This is a genomic window from Pyrococcus sp., assembly GCF_030153625.1.
Classification (GTDB): Archaea; Methanobacteriota_B; Thermococci; order Thermococcales; family Thermococcaceae; genus Pyrococcus; species Pyrococcus furiosus.
Window position 1 is genome coordinate 1 of sequence record NZ_JASKLM010000039.1, and the last position, 17,311, is coordinate 17,311.

The 17,311-nt window shown below is 40.0% G+C and carries 21 protein-coding genes; 16 read left to right on the top strand and 5 right to left on the bottom strand.

Annotated features, from left to right (window positions below; all coding sequences use genetic code 11):
• The 3 genes from PWP39_RS07340 to PWP39_RS07350 all read right to left on the bottom strand — a co-directional run.
• Positions 1-1,606, bottom strand: a 1,606-nt coding sequence (locus PWP39_RS07340; protein ID WP_288073375.1) for a TPM domain-containing protein, incomplete at its 3' end; no start/stop codon positions are given.
• A complete protein-coding gene (locus tag PWP39_RS07345; RefSeq protein ID WP_288073377.1) occupies positions 1,603-3,024 on the bottom strand; it encodes a hypothetical protein in 1,422 nt (473 codons plus the stop codon). The genes PWP39_RS07345 and PWP39_RS07340, both read right to left, overlap by 4 nt.
• A gap of 78 nt (positions 3,025-3,102) precedes the next feature.
• Positions 3,103-3,522, bottom strand: coding sequence for a hypothetical protein (locus PWP39_RS07350; protein ID WP_011012451.1), 420 nt, complete (start codon positions 3,520-3,522; stop codon positions 3,103-3,105).
• A 116-nt stretch (positions 3,523-3,638) separates the two neighbouring features.
• On the opposite strand from PWP39_RS07350, the gene PWP39_RS07355 reads away from it, so the two are divergent.
• On the top strand, positions 3,639-3,842 hold the full coding sequence (locus PWP39_RS07355; protein ID WP_011012452.1) for an antitoxin: 204 nt from the start codon (positions 3,639-3,641) through the stop codon (positions 3,840-3,842).
• 733 nt (positions 3,843-4,575) lie between these two features.
• Here the strand turns inward: PWP39_RS07355 and PWP39_RS07360 are convergent.
• Positions 4,576-4,845 carry a hypothetical protein gene (locus PWP39_RS07360; protein WP_011012453.1) on the bottom strand — a complete coding sequence of 90 codons (270 nt, stop codon included), beginning with the start codon at positions 4,843-4,845 and terminating at the stop codon, positions 4,576-4,578.
• 70 nt (positions 4,846-4,915) lie between these two features.
• Between PWP39_RS07360 and PWP39_RS07365 the strand changes: the two genes are divergently transcribed.
• The 15 genes from PWP39_RS07365 to PWP39_RS07435 all read left to right on the top strand — a co-directional run bounded on the left by PWP39_RS07365 (position 4,916) and on the right by PWP39_RS07435 (position 16,672).
• Positions 4,916-6,406 carry a hypothetical protein gene (locus tag PWP39_RS07365; RefSeq protein ID WP_011012455.1) on the top strand — a complete coding sequence of 497 codons (1,491 nt, stop codon included), beginning with the start codon at positions 4,916-4,918 and terminating at the stop codon, positions 6,404-6,406.
• A 147-nt stretch (positions 6,407-6,553) separates the two neighbouring features.
• Positions 6,554-6,937 carry a hypothetical protein gene (locus PWP39_RS07370; RefSeq protein WP_014835381.1) on the top strand — a complete coding sequence of 128 codons (384 nt, stop codon included), beginning with the start codon at positions 6,554-6,556 and terminating at the stop codon, positions 6,935-6,937.
• Between the two features lie 22 nt (positions 6,938-6,959).
• Positions 6,960-7,667, top strand: coding sequence for a hypothetical protein (locus tag PWP39_RS07375; RefSeq protein WP_011012457.1), 708 nt, complete (start codon positions 6,960-6,962; stop codon positions 7,665-7,667).
• 1 nt (position 7,668) lies between these two features.
• Complete coding sequence (gene dprA, locus PWP39_RS07380; RefSeq protein ID WP_011012458.1) at positions 7,669-8,322, top strand: DNA-processing protein DprA; 654 nt, start codon at positions 7,669-7,671, stop codon at positions 8,320-8,322.
• Positions 8,323-8,526: 204 nt separating this feature from the next.
• Entirely contained in the window at positions 8,527-9,084 is a 558-nt protein-coding gene (locus PWP39_RS07385) for an NYN domain-containing protein (protein WP_011012459.1), read from the top strand.
• A 57-nt stretch (positions 9,085-9,141) separates the two neighbouring features.
• Positions 9,142-9,399 carry a DUF262 domain-containing protein gene (locus tag PWP39_RS07390; protein WP_014835383.1) on the top strand — a complete coding sequence of 86 codons (258 nt, stop codon included), beginning with the start codon at positions 9,142-9,144 and terminating at the stop codon, positions 9,397-9,399.
• A 15-nt stretch (positions 9,400-9,414) separates the two neighbouring features.
• Positions 9,415-10,785: a ScoMcrA-related endonuclease gene (locus PWP39_RS07395; RefSeq protein WP_011012461.1), complete on the top strand. Its 1,371-nt coding sequence runs from the start codon at positions 9,415-9,417 to the stop codon at positions 10,783-10,785.
• A gap of 11 nt (positions 10,786-10,796) precedes the next feature.
• Positions 10,797-11,264, top strand: a complete 468-nt coding sequence (locus PWP39_RS07400) for a class II glutamine amidotransferase (RefSeq protein ID WP_011012462.1) — start codon at positions 10,797-10,799, stop codon at positions 11,262-11,264.
• Positions 11,265-11,313: 49 nt separating this feature from the next.
• Positions 11,314-11,763: a class II glutamine amidotransferase gene (locus PWP39_RS07405; protein WP_288073388.1), complete on the top strand. Its 450-nt coding sequence runs from the start codon at positions 11,314-11,316 to the stop codon at positions 11,761-11,763.
• Between the two features lie 156 nt (positions 11,764-11,919).
• Entirely contained in the window at positions 11,920-12,042 is a 123-nt protein-coding gene (locus PWP39_RS07410; protein WP_011012465.1) for a hypothetical protein, read from the top strand.
• 461 nt (positions 12,043-12,503) lie between these two features.
• Entirely contained in the window at positions 12,504-13,895 is a 1,392-nt protein-coding gene (locus PWP39_RS07415; protein ID WP_223208976.1) for an ATP-binding protein, read from the top strand.
• Positions 13,896-14,177: 282 nt separating this feature from the next.
• Positions 14,178-14,408: a type II toxin-antitoxin system HicB family antitoxin gene (locus PWP39_RS07420; RefSeq protein ID WP_011012468.1), complete on the top strand. Its 231-nt coding sequence runs from the start codon at positions 14,178-14,180 to the stop codon at positions 14,406-14,408.
• Positions 14,405-14,632 carry a type II toxin-antitoxin system HicA family toxin gene (locus PWP39_RS07425; RefSeq protein ID WP_011012469.1) on the top strand — a complete coding sequence of 76 codons (228 nt, stop codon included), beginning with the start codon at positions 14,405-14,407 and terminating at the stop codon, positions 14,630-14,632. Before PWP39_RS07420 ends, PWP39_RS07425 begins: the two co-directional genes overlap by 4 nt.
• 472 nt (positions 14,633-15,104) lie before the next feature.
• Complete coding sequence (locus PWP39_RS07430) at positions 15,105-15,578, top strand: hypothetical protein (protein ID WP_014835386.1); 474 nt, start codon at positions 15,105-15,107, stop codon at positions 15,576-15,578.
• A gap of 5 nt (positions 15,579-15,583) precedes the next feature.
• Positions 15,584-16,672, top strand: a complete 1,089-nt coding sequence (locus PWP39_RS07435) for a VIT1/CCC1 transporter family protein (protein ID WP_288073385.1) — start codon at positions 15,584-15,586, stop codon at positions 16,670-16,672.
• On the opposite strand, the gene PWP39_RS07440 is transcribed toward PWP39_RS07435, so the two are convergent.
• Positions 16,669-17,169 carry a hypothetical protein gene (locus PWP39_RS07440; RefSeq protein WP_011012472.1) on the bottom strand — a complete coding sequence of 167 codons (501 nt, stop codon included), beginning with the start codon at positions 17,167-17,169 and terminating at the stop codon, positions 16,669-16,671. The two genes, PWP39_RS07435 and PWP39_RS07440, sit on opposite strands and share 4 nt — an antisense overlap.
• Positions 17,170-17,311 lie beyond the last annotated feature (142 nt).

The following is a 17,311-nucleotide window of genomic DNA, read 5'->3' on the forward strand; positions in this document are numbered from 1 at the left end:
ATGAGTAAACGCCATTTGGCCCGCTGTAAAATTCATAACCATTTTCATTTAACCTTTGAGTAGTGCTTGATGCAAAACAGTAACCAACCCAGAGGTCTGCATACCAAGGCTCTGCATAGGGAGGAAGACTATACTTAAAGCTCAGACTCTTATATGTATTTACTCCACAGGCCCACCCAGTGTAACCAGAGTATGTGATGTCAGAGTAATCTACTTTTATTGATACTGGAATGCTGTAGGGAGTTCTCAAGACTTTTGGAGTATATTTAATTTCAATTACAGAATCTGGGTATCCATAGAGCCTGCGAGTTCTTGTTCCTCCACAGTCAGGACAGTTATAATAATAACTTCCTCCATAAAGAAATCTTCTTGTACTGTTGTCGTACTTAGCATCAATGGCCAATACAAAATCAAAGACCATTTTAGAGAGATTTGAATATGTGATACCTATTTGAGACAATCCATTTCGTATTTCATCATCAGTAAACTGCACAGTTACAGGTGATGCACTATTAATGTATTTTTCAGAAATTAACCAGAGATTTTCTCCTAGTCCATAATACAGCCTAACGACTTGTGCCCCCTCAACTTTGAATTTCATATTTATACTTTCAATCTCTCCTGGGACAAAGTTTTCAAGCAAGTAAATAAAACCTGTATATGTGGAGGTCACATCGTAGATTTTCATAACTCCCGGGTCTTCCAGATAGGGAATGCTACTTAGGTACTTCACATATATTGTTGTACCGCTTCCTATACCCATTTCTGTGTAACTCGGATCATAAAATTGAAACTCTATTAAATTTTCTCCTGGAATGAGATAATCTTTTATGTCTGGAGCGTTTGGAGTTGTCGAAGTTAGAGTCACTCTATTTCCGTTGATATAGACATCCATATCCTCACCACTTCTTCTCACGAAGTTTCCATCTGCCTCCAAAATTTCGCTATCATTCGGTAGATATATTTTTGCTTTTATATTTAAAGTATTCCTCCTTCCCTGTGTTGTCCAGGCTCCAGCGAGAACTCTCATAAATCCGAAGAGATCTTCTCTAACGGATGTAGCTCTAGTTAGGTATGCTCTTGCCATATATCCCCTAGGGGTTTGGTTGTACGCATAACCGCTCATTAGAAGAGTGGCCTCTGAAACATGTAAAGCTTTGGAGTAGTTGCTCCCAGCTCTTTTCAGATATGGGCTTGTATAGTTGTTTATCAAGAGTTCATAGTTGTATCCTTTTAGAGTTTGGTTGAGGATATAGCCTAAAATTATTTCAGCCTTATGCCTTAGATCTTTTTCAGGAAATATAGGGGCTGTTGCCCAATAAGTAGCAACGATATCCAGGGGGGACATATCTGAGGATACAAGTTCGGGATCCAATATTCCACTCTCACTCCAATTTAGAATGATTTCAGACGAAACTAGCTGGTTTAATGGTGCCGTCCTAAGAACGATAAGAACGTTCTCTGCGGTGTGTTGGTATTGGGAGAGCAAATAACTTGAATACACTTCTCTCTCAGTCTTCAGTAGGGAAAAAGTACCTGCTATAACTACAGTTGTTAAAAGCAAGGCTAGGAGAGCATCAAGAGTAAATATGAATCCTTTCTTCATGAGTCATCCCACACCCACAGTTTTACTATACCAGCGTCCAATTTTGGAGCAAGCGCCCACTTAATATCTGGAATTATTTCTATCTTTACTGAACCTCTGTCCCATCCCTCCAAAGAGTAGAGCCACATTGCAACTGTATCTCCTTCTTGGGGATTGCCAAAGAGATCTTTTAGGGGTATTGATATCGAAGTACTGTTTCCAGTATAGTGAATTGAAGTGTTTCCATGAACTACAACCGCTCTAACGATGTTTTCAAAAGGCATTCTGTATATCATAAGTCCACTCATATCGGATTTTGATAGCACTACAAAGGACATGTTTCCTGGAAGATCGGGAACTGTAATCTTAAGGTAAGAGCCCGCAGGAAGTTGAGATCTAAGAACTCCATAGATCATAGGGACTTCAGAGGATGGATTTGCTGAGAGGTCGTAGAGAAAGGTCTCAATGCTCACTGTTCTCTTTTCCACTTCTACCCAGGGAGAACGCTCCATTGATGCCTCGATTATAATTTTATCGTTGATAACAGTTCCGTTTATCACGCTAAAGGACAAAGTAGGAATATCCTGAAGTTCAACAACTTGAGCAAATGTGTAGTTTCCTAGGATATTTGGAACTGTGCTGTCGTATGCGGAAACAGTGACTACGACGTTTCCCTGTCCAGTAATCTTTAACGTCTGCCAGCATGGATTGAAGTTAATTTGAAGGTCACTTGTTTTATTGAGAATGAATATCTCTATAACAGTTCCCGGAGGTACAATGATAGGAGGCCTATCGTCTTTTTTATCATCTATTGAAGTGCTTTCTGTTGTTATTATCTTCATATAATTTATATAACTTTCATCCTCTTTTTTATTATTTTTATTACCAAGCTTTAGTACGTTTCCCTTTACTAATTTACAGACTTCTTCATTTTCATATTCGGTTCCGTCAGATCTTCTTAAGAGAATGTAGCTAACGGTAAAGTCTCTTCCATCTGGGCTTTCCACTCTAAAATTGGCCCCACCAGAAGGATTATCAAGTCCAAAAGTAACATTTGCAAGGTATACTCTGGGAAAAGTCCCGTTAATGCTAACATTATATCTTGAGAGAAAGACCTCAAGCATGAAGTCTTTCCCGTTGGAAATATCTATGGCTTTTCCAATAACCTCGGGAGAAGAAAGCTTCATAACTTTGAGATAATCTAGAGCGTAGCTCCTGTTAGAACTTCTAAGTCCAACAACTTCCAACTTTGAGATATCTAGATGCCAATCTTCGGGCTCACCTGGGCTCTTTAAAAGAACATCCAACATATTCTCAGCTACGTTAGCTCTCTCATACCAATCGATAAGTGAAACTATCTCATTCTTTATGCTCTCCGATGTAGCAGAGACCGTTCCAATTATCATAACTACAATTACCATTGAGACCAGTGCATCCATGGAAAATACTTGACCCCTCAACGCTCCCACCACTTCATAATTATATTGTGTATGGCTTATTTAACGATTTTGATTCATCTATATGTATCCATGCTCTTGCAAGACACTGATCCACGCTTCCTCAATCTTTCTCGCTAGTACATCTTTTAAAAGCTCTTTTATATCTTCAAATTCAAAAAGGCCCTCCCGATATACTATTCCAGAAGTTTTGAGCTTTATCTCTACTTTCTTCTCATTTTTGTCAATTTTTATATCTTCAACTTCGATTTCATGCTTTTTGAGTACCTCTGCTGTTTTATTCCAGTTACTTTCAAAAACTGTATTTAGAACATCTTCATCTAACTCTCCAATAACATAGGTAATCGTTGCCTGATATTTTATCCCCACAATTTCGGTATCGTTGAAGATTCTCTCTACTTCAGCGTGAAACATGAACCATTCTCTTTCCTTTTCATCTCCCATTCTAATGAGATCTGAGATCGTGATTTTCTTTATCATTTTGTGCACCTCCTTTCACGTTATAAAGAAATAGGCATTTAAACCTTCCTAGAATAAGTTCTTTGATACCTTAAGATGATAGTGGAGAACTAACATTAGCTCCTGCCAAATTCACATTGATACTCAAACCCTCTAAACCTTATTCTTTCTGCTTTACTACTTATCCTTGGAAAAAGTTAAAGCTCAAGGAGCATTCAAAGGTCATCATTAAGATAATTGATGAGGAGGAGATTGAGAAAATCTTGGATTCAATGATTATCGAGAAAGTTGAGGGTATAGATTATAAGAAGCTTAAGGAGACCCACTATGAATCTCTCTAAAGTCTTTGTAGATTCTTATATTCTGGGTAGGATTGGTGACGAGAACGCAAAGGCATTATCTCGTAGAATATTAGATTATCTTGGCTCTCAGGATAAAAAAACTAGTGAACCAAAACGACAATTATGAAAACTCATAAAACAATGAGTTTTAGCTGTAAACTAGCTAGATTAATTATCTCTCAAAACAAACCTAAGCATAATTAATGGGATTTCTGCTGTGCTACTATTAATGAAGCACAAACACCTAAAGAAGTGCTGGAAGAGTTAAAATCAAGCCCATAAATCTTGGAGAAGTTGAATCAAAATATTAATTCAAAAAGTTCCTTATGAGAAAGAAGCGCTAGAGTAGTCACTTGATTGGTAAAGACAATGCATGAAATCTCGGAGGAAGACTACAAACCTGCAAAAGCGTTCGAAAACCAGGCATATTTAATAATATTCTCAGTGTATTTGGGATAACTTAGACATAAAATAAAAAACGGTTACTTCAGTAACCCTTGCAATATCTGCAACTTCCCGCTCATAGTCGTAAATCAGCTTAGAGGAACCACAACTTGGACACTTGCCAATATCCACCCCAAAATACAACAAACACCCTCAAGGAGCCCTTAAAATCAGAATTTCTTGAAATTCTAGGCTTCAGAAATTTTTACCAGAAATATGGTAAGTTTCTGACCACTATTGTATGGAAGTTGTTCTCCACTTAACAACCTAAAATTTCCGTAATGCAAAATTACTGCACTTTCTTTAGATACTTCTCAGCAAACTCCTCAAGATTAAAGGCCAATTGATGGGCAAGCTCGTGAGAAAATCTAAAATACCTCTCAAGATAAAACTCAAAAACTTCATGCAGAATTGTTTTCAATTCTTCCAACTTGTTCTCCTGCTCGACAACTATAATTTCACCTTCCTCAAACCACCATCCTGTTTCTTCAAGAATCTCAGCCCAGTTTGGATAAGAAGCCTTAATCTCAGAAGGCTTAAGAACCCGGACTACAACCACAGTATCACCAATAGACCATTTCTAGCAAACTTTAAATACTTTTCTATTAAATTACAGTTGGGTGAAGATTATGAAATACAAGGATATTAATACACTAAATTACAAAAATTTACAAGACATGGAGTACATTGCAGCCTTGACAGGTAAAGTACCGTACTACGACTTTGAAACAAAAGAGTCAAAATTTATTGAGAAGAACAAAATTCAACAGCTAATTTCAGAGCTCGTAAAGGAGGAAAAGTTTGCTGAGGCAAAAGAGCTGATGGAGTCCTCGAAAAAAGACTACCTTAAAGAGCTTGAGAAAAACCTCACTCCAAAACTCCTCTCCCTCAGGATTTCGTTTCCATTGTGGGTGAAGCTTTACGCTTTGGCACTCAAGCATGAGACTTCCCCATCAGCAATTCTCAGGAGGCTTTTGATCAATGCAACTAAAAGCCTCATTGATGAATTGAACGAGGCAGGGATAATCACTCCAAGGGCTTACTTGCTGATTAAGGAGTCCCTTGACAGCTTGGAGAAACTGCAGGAGAGGAGGACGTTTAATGAGGATGAAGTAGGCAGGAAGTACATACTAATTTATGAACATGAGGAACCGATAAGTGTTTCTGACTTAAAGCACATCCATTATTTCTTGAAGCGTCTTGTGAAAGCCTACGTCAAGCAGGATAACATTCCAGAAGAAATCGTGAACTTGCTTTTTGAGAAAACCGTCGCTAGCGATTTTGAAACCCCTGAGGCGTTCTTTTACACATACGTGGGTGTTTTCAAAGAGAATAATGAGATATTCCTAAGGTTAGGTCCAGAAGTGAATACTCTCGACTTTTACTATGTTGTGTTTGAGTACCCAATAAGAGCAATTCAAGAATTTCCACCAGAAATTGTACTGAAATTTCACAAGAAGATTCTCTTTAATGCCTTCGTGGATTGTCCTCATGTTATTGAAAAGATAAAGGCAAAGCTTGAAGGGGATGAAGCTTTGACTCTTGATGATTACAAGAGCATTTTCTGCCATAACTTTGACAAAGAGATAGAGATATTATTCAGAGAAGGCACCAAGCCGTTTATTTATCCTGAAGGGGGTCAAGAATTCATGCATGTTGAATTTCTGCCCTACTGTTTTGAGGACTATCCCCTACCCCTATTTGGGATGGAGTTTTCAGAAAGAGAGCTTAAGATAGATGGAATAGCTCTCAAGAGAAGGCCAAGCAAAAATGAAGTTAAGGAGAATCTTGAAAGATTAAGGAGCATTGCTAAAAAAGCATACTATGAAGCTGTAGGGTTAAGTGATGAAAAGGTTACTGAAGCGAGGGCAAAAGTCGAGAAAGGAGAAATTGATGAGGAAGTGTTAGAGATTCTCAGTGTTGCTAAGGGTGTCGATGCATTTCTTGACTATCTGCTTGTAAGGCAAGAGGGGGGTAAGGATTTGCTCTCAGCGTTTTCAAAGCCCTCTGAAGTGTTCACAACAACATTTCCAAAGCCTCTCGTCAGAATACTGGAGCTGTTCTATGGAAAGAAAGTAAAAGAGATCTTGGAAGAACTTATTCTCAAAGAACAGCTTTAACTTTTCTTCTTTTTGTCTCCTAATTCTAGTACTTGAAGAGGCATGCACTATGAAAAACCGAAAAATTTAAAATACAACAATATTACAAAATGCAAAAATTTTATATTACGGAAGTTTCTAGTATAATATTACGGAAGAGGTGATAGGGTGGAGACCATTGGTAGTTTTACTGAGCCAAGGTTAATTGTTGGGAGTAAGGATCTTGTACATGAGAAAAATGAAAGAACAAGAGTGTATTCCACAGCTAGGGGAATGAGAGGCCGTGAAAATGGACAAGTATTATTTGAAGCGTTGATTGATTACCTCGTAGCTGATTGTTGGGAATGCACTAAGAAATTAGCAAGTGAAGAATTCGAGAAGACTACTCAAGAACACTGCTTTAAAGTGTTGGCAAAAGAAATTGAATGGGATGTCTCAAAAGCAAGAGTTCTGCTTGAATATGTTGAAATTTTCAAAAATGATTCTTTAATGAAAGGACTTGAAGAGGGTTTTGATTGGTTAAAAATTGATTTGAACTGTTTATCTCCTTAATTTAAAGCCTTGAGGTGACTACATGATGAAGTTCTGTCCTAATTGTGGGAGTTTGATGACGTCCAGAGAAACTCCCAGAGGTACTATTTTTGTTTGCAGAGGCTGCGAAATGGAAATCCTCAGGACTGAAGACATTGAAACGATAATAAAGCTCCCACTTTATGATCCTAAAAAAGTTCCGGAGTTTCATTCTGAGGACTTGTGGATTAACGGTAAGAGAGTCCCTTACTATTTCTTGGGCTATTATCTACCACAAAATAAGACGCAACAAGATGAGTTTTCCAAAAGCGTTTTAGATTTTAAGAAGGGGTACTTAAATGTAATTTCAAAATTTGCAGAGGATGTTGTTAACTTAATCCGCTTTAAAAAGCTGAAACCTGACATAATAATCCCAATACCCAGTAGCAAGAAAGGCGAGATTAGTCTTGGGCACAAATTACTAGTAGACTATGTCTCCAATGAATTGAAAATCAAAAATGGTACTAGAATCTTGCAAAGATGGTATTCTGTTCAAAAATCCCATTTAGCATCCCCAAACAAACGTCCTATAGAAAGAGATCATTACCTTTCAATTACCTGCAAACAAAGGTTAGAGAATATGAAAGTCGTGCTCTTTGATGACATACTCACCACAGGCGATACCGCAAGAGCATGTGTAAGAATAATTTTTGAATGTGGGGCATCGAAAGTGTATTTAATTACTTTGGCAAGGACAAAATTGGTGAGGTAACTTGACTCAAAAAAAGCTTATCGAATACACCAACCCAAGCACCTCTAGAAGGAAGATCACCAGGATACCAATTGATTCCCCCGATTATCCCCCTCTTTTAAAACAGATAAAAGATCCTCCGAAGATAATTTATGCTATTGGCAACGTTAGATTACTAAACAAACCAGCAGTTGCAATTGTAGGCACAAGACAGCCTAGTGAGAGGGGAGAGTATTATGCTGAAAAAGTAGCCGAATTTTATGCAAAACAAGGATTTGTTATTGTTTCTGGCCTCGCTTTGGGTATTGATTCAATTGTCATAAAGACTGCTTTGAAGACTGGGGCCCATGTAATTGGCGTTCTTCCGTCTCCTGTAAACGATATTGTGCCAAAAAGCAACGAAAAACTTGCTGAGAAGATAATTAGAAGTGGAGGTCTTCTTATTTCGGAGCTACCTGAAGGTACTAAACCGAAAAAGTATCATTTTGTCCGCAGGAATAGGATAATTAGTGGGATTTCATTTGCTGTAGTGGTCATTGAATCTGAGTTGAAAGACGGGACAATGCACACAGTGAAATTTGCCAAACAACAGAGGAGGATTATTCTGGTAACTAATCTTCCAGCTAGTGGGAATGCAAAGCTCAAAAATGAGGGCTTTCCAATTTTAGACTTCTAAAGGCTTTGCAAGGCAGTAGTGTTGTGAGAGCATTACCTCCTGATGTCCTCAAAGGTAACATCCTCTAAGTCAGTTGAAATCATAACCATGATCGCTCAAATTATTAAACCGAAAAACTTAAATATGACAACAACAATATTACATAATGAAGAAAATTAACATTACAAAAACTGCTTGCATAATATTACGGAAAAGGTGGGGAGGATGAAGGCGGCTGTGTTGATTGATGGTGAAAATGTTGTGATGTGCCTTAAGAATGCCCTCGGTGGAAAAGTGCAACTTGATAGAGATATTGACTGGAGGAAATTCTTTGAGTATCTCAAATCTCTTGGTTATGAAGTCACAATAGCCAGAATTTATGCAAACCCGTTCATATTCCTAAAAAATCCTCACATTGCCAACAACTTAGAAAAAATGGGTATCAAAGTCGTCTTAGCGGAGTCTACTATGAAGGAAAATGGACCAAAAAGCACGACTGATGCAACCATGATAGTTGATGGGATGAGCATACTTTATGAGAGGCCCGCAATTGATGCTCTCATAATCGTTTCAGGTGACAGAGACTTTCTGCCCCTTGCAGAAAAAGCGAGAGAACTTGGCAGGACAGTACTTTTTGTAGCTTTTCCAGACTCTACCGCAAATGTCATCAAGAACAGGTATCAAGTAATTAACCTCCTTGAGTTCAGTGGACTCAACGAAACTTTTAATAGGAAAATGATTTCAAAAGAAACTAATTTTACTACCATCCATACATTTTCTTAGATCAACATTCGCTGAAGAGGTGTGAGGCATGAGTTTCTTCAACCTCAGAGTCGAAAAATGAGAGTGTTTGACCTCTGGAAGAGTCTTAAGGAAAGAAACAACTACTATCTTCCAGCATTCCAGCGTGATTATGTCTGGGACGAAGACGACATAAAGTCCATGATAGACTCTATCATTCATGGTTATCCAATAGGATCCACACTCTTCTGGAAGCCATCAAGGGAGGAGTTCATAACGGACGATCCATTCTCAGCACCTTTAGCAGACTTTACAGTAGGTCACGGAGGCGACAGCTACTACGTGCTTGACGGATAACAGAGGTTAACTTCATTGCTTCTGCTCTTCAATGGCTGGAAAATAACAAGAAAAGGTAGAGAATTCTCTTTGAAGATTCCCATCTCTATCCACCCAACTGGAGATGGATACAGGCTTTACAAGAGCCAAACAGGAGGTATTGATCTATCAAACTTCATAAAAGAGATAGTTGAATTTAGGATAGACAAGGAACTAGTGAGAACGATTGATGAAATTGATCTAGACTACGTCATTCCCGTTCGTACGGAAAATCCTGAATGGTCTAGTGAAATGTGGGAAAATAAAGCAATACTTCTAAAAATGGAGAAAGCTGGGAGATTTAAAGGTAGGAGGGAGGTGGTTAATATGCCAATTTCCAAAAATATTTCCCAGGAACATGTGTTAAAGGCTATCGAAGAAATTGATAAGAATGGAGTCTCAGGAAAATTCAAAGGAAAAAGTTACTCTCTGATATATAATGGCAAGAGGTATCCCCCAAAGTATGTGGTATCTCTAGCAAACAAATATGCCAATGGTGAGTTTTTGGATCCAGCCGAGTTTAATACCCATGCAGCCGTAAGGTATCTAAGAAGGCTTGGATTTAGGGTAGCCAAAATAACACCAGAAACAGGAGAGGATTCAACAGAAGGGGGTTCTGGTAGCAACATTATCGAACTCCCAATACTACAATTTCCACCTAATGAATTTGACAAAAAGATGTACAGTGTTTTTGAGAGATTTGCTTCTCTCGTAGAAGAGAGACTCAGAGCAATAGTTGAGAAGTGTTCTGAGCTTGAAAAAATTCACCAAGAAAGCGAGGACACAATTAGATACATGATGTTCCATGCATTGACAACTGTTGGAGGAATAGATCCTCTCGACGTTTATCTCGAATATCCTCATCCAGAAGTTCCCAACCGAAAATATGCAAAGCTTGACACATTTGTAGCTGCTAAAGAGAACAGGCCGGCATTAGCATTCGAGATGAAATTTAAAACAAAAATCCCTAGTAGAAATAATATTCCAAGGTCACAAATAGCTGGTTCAGCCTTTGCGGATTTATTAAGGTTGGCATCATTCAGAGTAAAGTCAAGTGAAAAAACAAAGAGATACTTTGTTTATGTAGTAGATGATGAGATGATAGGATATTACCGCAACCCAAGAAACTGTCTAGAGGAGTTCTTTGATTTAGAAACTAATAAGGGATTCAAACTAACCAAAGACTACATCCTCTTTAAAAACAAAACAAAAACAGAAAAACGAGCTAAGTGGCTAATTAGAGGAGTAGAATCTAGTATGGGAGAGCCCACCAATTGGCCAGAGCCTACAGTAATCTGCAGATTTAGGAGAGACTTTGACTTCGGAAGCAATAGGATAGTAATTAGGATTTACGAAGTAGTACCGTGAGGGACGGGGATATGTGTGAGCTCTTCGACGTTAACGCAAACAAAGGGGTGAGCGTAAACTTCACGTGGCGGGGCTTTGTAAGGAAAGGCGAGCTTAACCCCCACGGCTGGGGCATTAGCTGGTATCTAACAGCTGTCAACGGAAAGAGAGCCGCTTCACTGATAAAACAACCTATCCCGGCTTACGAAAGTATGATTGCCCTCACACTTCCAAGACTTAACATAAGGAGCCAAATTATCATAAGCCACGTAAGATTCGCCACCAGTGAAATCAACTACCTGGACACTCATCCTTTTGTGAGGAGAATTAAAAGCATTGGACAGTATGATGAGTGGATTTTCGCCCACAATGGAGTACTGAACGGTGTTAAAGAACTGCCCAAACGCTTCAAGCCTTTAGGAACGACGGACTCAGAAGCAGCATTCTGCTACATAATGGAGAACTTGGAGGGGATAGGAACCATGAGAGCTCTTCACTAAACTATATCAGCTTTTAAGCCAACTCAGCGATTACGGGACACTAAACGTTCTGATGAGCAATGGAAGATATCTCTTTGCATATAGTCATTATCCGAGTAAAGGAAAGTGGCTGCTGAAGCGTCACCCGCCGCACAAAGGTCGTGCAAGGCTCCTTGGCGAGGACTTTGAAGTCTCAATTGGAGAGGCGAAAGCTGAGGACGAGTATGCATACCTCGTAGCCACAAGAAGACTCACCGATGAAAACTGGGAAAAATTAGAAAAAAGAATCTCCTACATTTTCAGGGACGACGCTTTGCTACTCAAGATTGGCAGGAAAATCGAGCCAATGCTTGACAGGGAAGCCATACAAGTCCTCAGAGCAGTTTTGAACGGGGAGAACGTCGAGCTCGACGAGACCGTTAAACGGCTCGTAGAATTAAAACTCCTGAAAATAACCAAGAATAGGGTTGCAATAAACAATTACGGGAGAGCGATAGTTAAACTGATTATGGGAGCATGATGATAACAGTTTACGGCACCCTGAGGAAAAGTAAGCCGCTGCATGGCTACCTAAAGAACAGTAGATTCTTCGGCGAGGACTGGATTGAGGGCTATGACCTTTTACGTTGACGTTCTTCCTTATGCTGTCAAGGGCAGAGGAAGGTTGAGGGTTTAGGTGTATGAGGTTGATAAGGAAACATTCGAGGAAATCAATCGCATGGAAGTAAATGCCGGCTACAAGCTAGTTGAAACGGATACAAAGTTCGGAAAGGCTATTCTTTGGGAGTGGGTTCATTAACCAAGTGGAGAAAGGGTAGAGAGCGGGGATTTTAATGATGGCAAGTTTGAAAGGTGGTGAGTGTGCTCCGCTCAAGGCTTGAGGGCGGTCTCTGAGGAATCCTTATTGGAGATGCCTTCAGCCTTGACCTTCCAGTTCACCAGCAGGCTTGAGATGGAACTGAACTATCCAAAACCCAAGGAAATTTCAATTCTTGACGGCTTGTGGAGTGACGACTCCTCTTTGACCTTGGCAACTAAAAGCTCCTAAAGATTTACATACTCAATCTGCTGGAGTTATGAAATAGAGTCTTGTTCGAGGCGTGACTTTTCTCAGCAGAGCAAAGGACATAGGTGACATCTCCGCTAGCGAGTTGAGAAAAACAGAAAAACTGGAGATTCTTCACACTTAGTTTGCACTTAATATCAATTGTATAGTATAAAACGATAGGTTTTTATCCTATTGCAATGAACTACACTAAGATGAGAGGCGTGGAGGAAAAACTTGTAGAAAGCATCGTGAGGAGGACAATTGATACAGCCGAGGCCAGGCTTAGAAAGTACGTTTTTACCCCAACTGGGGAAAAACGACCTGAAAGGAAACCTCTCGCAAAGCTTAAAGAGGAAATTGAATCATTCCTCAGAACACGGGAGAATAAACTCCTCGTCCTTTATGGTCTCCGGGGTGTCGGAAAAACCACCATGCTCGCTCAGATATACTTCAAACTTCTTCCTCAAATCCCAAGAGAAAGACTTGTTTACGTTTCCCTCGACAAGCTTCGTCCACTGGGAATAAGCCTAAATTACTTTGTTCAAGCATACGAACGTCTCCTCGGTGAAAGAATTGAAGAGTTCAGTCAGCCTACCTTCCTATTCATTGACGAAGCCCACTATGATGAGAACTTTGGCATCACAGTAAAAGACCTTTACGACTCCGCAAGCAATCTCATGATTGTAGTTACTGGATCCTCTTCACTCCCTCTTAAGCTCGATCCTGACTTGATGAGAAGAGCCAAGAAGCTTAGAGTGCCGCCTCTTACCTTCACCGAGTATCTGCTCCTCAAGCGTGGCCTTCAAATCCCTGAGGAACTTAGTGCAGCTCTAAAACATGCATTCCTCAACTGTGATTTCTCCGGAGTCGAAGAGAAGCTTGATGGAGTCCTACTGAAGTTCACTGAAAAGGATGTTGAGGATTACCTCATTCAAGGCTCGCTACCCATTTATCTTACTTCCAAGAATCCGCTTGAAGATGCTTATGAAATACTGAGAAAGATTGTCGAAGTTGATTTAGTGCTCGAGGGACTTTCTGAGACGACACGGGAAAAGGCTCTTGGCCTGTTACTTCTTCTTGCTTCCGGTGAGAGCTTAGCATATGATGAATTAAGTTCAACGCTGGGGCTTGCTAAGGGAACGGTAGAGAAGCTGATTGAGAAGCTCGAGGATCTTGAGGTTATCTTCCCAGTAAGGGCTTACGGTTCTTTAGGTAAAGTTGCTCGAAAGACTCCAAAGTACAAGTTTTTGGCACCAATGCTTAGGAGTGCAGTGCTTTACGAGTTTGGACTCTTTGAAAGGGATTCAAAAACGCTTGGCATGCTTCTTGAGGATGCCGTAGCACTTTATCTCCACTTACTCGCTAAGGAGAAGAAGTTGGGGCTTCACTATGATGCCCAAAAAGGAGGTGCAGATTTTATCCTGAAAGGGCAATCCAGAGGAATTGTAATTGAGGTTGGCTGGGGAAAGAAGGGTCTCCGCCAAGTTATTAAGACTATGAAGAAGACGGGATTAAATTGTGGTGTGGTGATCTACAATGGTCCTTTGAAAAAGAAAGGAGAAGTATGGTTTGTACCAAGGGAGCTCTTTTTACTGATGCTATGAAAATTATCTCCCAGAGCTTTAAACATTTGAAAGTGATAGCCTGTCACTAGTGCTGGGGTGTTCACTTTGTTCAGCACAATACCCATAAGAAACGAGAGAGATTTGCCTGGAAATCTTTGATATGTTGTGTATATCTAAGCTTTGCTTAACTTAGATTTAGATAAGCCCAAGGTAAGGTAAAAGTTCAGAATCCAAGAGTACTATACAGTGCACAACAACATATAAACAAGAGGTGGGAAAGATATTTAACCCCACTTGTGCAGAATACAAATTGGTGGGAAAATGAAGTTCAAGGTCATTCTCGAGCCGCAACCAGAAGGGGGATATGTGGCATATGTTCCTGCACTTCCCGGTTGCATGAGCCAAGGGGAAACTAAAGAGGAAGCTCTAAAAAACATAAAGGAGGCTATTGAGCTTTATCTCGAAGTACTCGAGGAGAGACGAATGGGCAAGACCTTGAAGAAGTTTGTCAAGCACTCAGACAAGACTCAAATTGTCGAGGTTTCATTATGAAGCTTCCGAGAGACGTTTCTGGTGAAGACGTTATCAAAGCCCTTCGAAAGCTGGGTTATGTGCCTGCAAGGCAAAAGGGTTCTCATGTTGTGCTCACGGGACCTAGTGGAAAAATCATTGTTATCCCATTGCACAAGAGGATAAAGACTGGTCTTCTCAGGGCCATCATTCGAGAGGTTGGGGTTTCAGTAAAGATTTTTATTAAGCTTCTTGAAGATCCCTAAGATCCTAATAATTTTTGCAAGCGTCGGTGGTAAGTTGACTTTCTACCGATATCGGACATACTACTTCCGCTGGTGATGGCATGAAGAGAGTGGCATATATTACGGTCTCGACTTAAGAACAAGTGTGAAGAAATTTCTTCAGGAAAATTTACATGCTCAAACACGAAAATACACGGGGTAGAGGTACAGATGGAGAGTCATGAAGAAAAGAAATTTGAACAGTAACCGATGACGTATAACAATTACTGGTGATATTGGTATGTTTGAGAAAACAAAAAAGATTATTAAGTCTCTCTACGGATTACTTCATAAAGTTGAGATGAAAGGTGAGTTGTAACCGATGACAACATCTCCAACTGTTTGGGAAATAAAGCCTAAAGAAGGGAGTTTGATGTTAGTAACCGATGAAGAGTGTCATCCCTGCTGAAACGGGGTCGATGATGAGGTATAGTCCCCACCTGAGGTGTTTCCAATGTTCAGCTTCCTAAAAAGAAGAAAGAAGGAGAAAAAAGGACCATTAGTATACTTAAGTGAGCCTGTCTTGTTGTACCACACAAGGACTGAGAAAGCCATACTAGAAATAATAGAGGAAAAGCTCAGCTCAACAAACGTTATCATCCCCTCGGATTATGGAATTAAAGATACGAGCCACATGATTGAGGATGCTGAATGCTTTGTGGCAGTTGCAATCCTAGGAAAGTTCTCCTCTTTAGTCTGCAGAGAAGTTAGAAAGGCCCAAGAGCTTGGAAAGAAGATTTACACTCTTGATATAGTCAAGAGAAGTTCAGATGAGCTCATTTATTACTTTGAAGAAGGAATTCCCGAACACATAGAGTGGTTGAGCGAAGAGGAAACTAGAGAGTTTTTTGATGGATTTCTGGCTGAAGAATTTATGGGCATGGCATTTAGGGGGATGTTCATAGGGTATAGAGGAAACAAGTGGTGAGGCAAATGGAGGAGATGCTAAATCTTGCCACCAAATTTTACGAGGACGAGTACAAAGACTCTATCCTTTACGCTTACCTGGGAAACAGTGAAAAAGATCCCAAATTAAGAGAAGAATTTCTGAGGCTCTCTAAAATTGAGTCAAATCATGCAAGATTTTGGCATGAGTTTTTAATTAAAAGGGGAAGAACGCCCAAAAAGCCAAAAATCAACAAGATTAACCTCTTTTTTGTAAAGCTCCTTAGGAAACTTCTTGGCCCGGGAATTATTGTTTCTCTGCTTGAAATGGGCGAAAATTCGGCCATTCAAAAGTACTTCAACTTTCTGACCAAATATCAGCTTAGCGAGGAAGAGAGAAAGATTTTATCAAAGGTAATTTTAGATGAACTTGAGCATGAACGCTTCTTCCATGAGAGCAAAAAACGCTTTCATACAGAAAACATAAGGGATTTTGTTCTTGGAATGAATGATGGCCTCGTGGAGCTTTTGGGAGCTGTCACTGGACTTTCAGCAGTTTACCTTCACAATCCCAGGGTAGTAGGGATTAGTGGCTTAATAGTTGGTGTTGCGGGAGCACTTTCTATGGGAATTGGGGCTTTCATCTCAGTTAGATCACAGAGGCAAGTGAACGAGAGCGTTAGGCAGAGGATGGAAGTTCTCTTTAAAGTTTCACCAGAAAAGGCAAAGGAAGAGTTATCAAGAAAGCTTTTAGAGACGGGAATCCCTGAGGAGGTTGTTGAAGAGGTCGTTGAAAAGCTGTCCTCAAATGAGGATGCACTCATAAACCTTCTCGTTCAAGAGAGTGGGGAAAATGAGTTGCGCTCTGCCCTCTACACGGGCTTGGCCTATCTAACGGGTGTTGCTTTCCCAGTTTTACCATACTTCATTGCTTCATCGTCTTTGACAGCGTTGCCCTTTTCAATTCTCTTAGCTGGTACTGCTCTTGCAATAGTTGCCAGTGTAATATCAGCAATTTCGGGAATTTCAATAAAGAAGAAAGTCGTCGAGATGATATCCACGGGTTTAGGAGCGGCCTTTCTGAGCTATCTCTTCGGAAGGTTAATGGAGAGCCTCTTTCACATATCCACACTTTAAATTCCCAAATTTTTGAGGGATATTTTGAAAGTTTCTAATCCTCTCTCTATAATCTCATAATCCCTCCCAAGCTTTCTAAATGAAGTATTTCCAGCAAGCATAATCAAGTCCGTTCTAATATTACCCTTGGAGATAAATTCATCGGAACTAGGGTTATATTTGAAATACTTCACGTATCCCTTTCCCTTGATGGCAAGAGTTCTTCCTTTCTTTCCCATAAAGTTCCCAATTCCCCATTCGGTGACTCTAAAGGTTGAAGGAATCTCAATCATGACCATCCAATCCTTTTCAAAATCCCCTTTCATCAATCCAAGAAACTTGTTCTCTCTCTTCATTGCCAAAACTCCAATATTCATAATGAGCTCGTCTATGTCTATTATCGCTTGAAATACCATCTTTTCGTCGTCTGGATCCTTGATTAGTGCCTCCTTGTCCCCTATCTTGATTCCAACGATTTCAATAGGTTTAGTTCTAACAGCTCTGCCCAATATGTCCACCTAAAAAAGAGAATGAAAGCGGGAATAAAAACGTTACTTTTCTTTGCTTAGGTATTGGTGGATGGCTTTTGCTGCTTTTCTCCCGTCGCCCATTGCTAGAATAACCGTAGCCTCACCCCTAATAGCATCACCACCAGCAAAA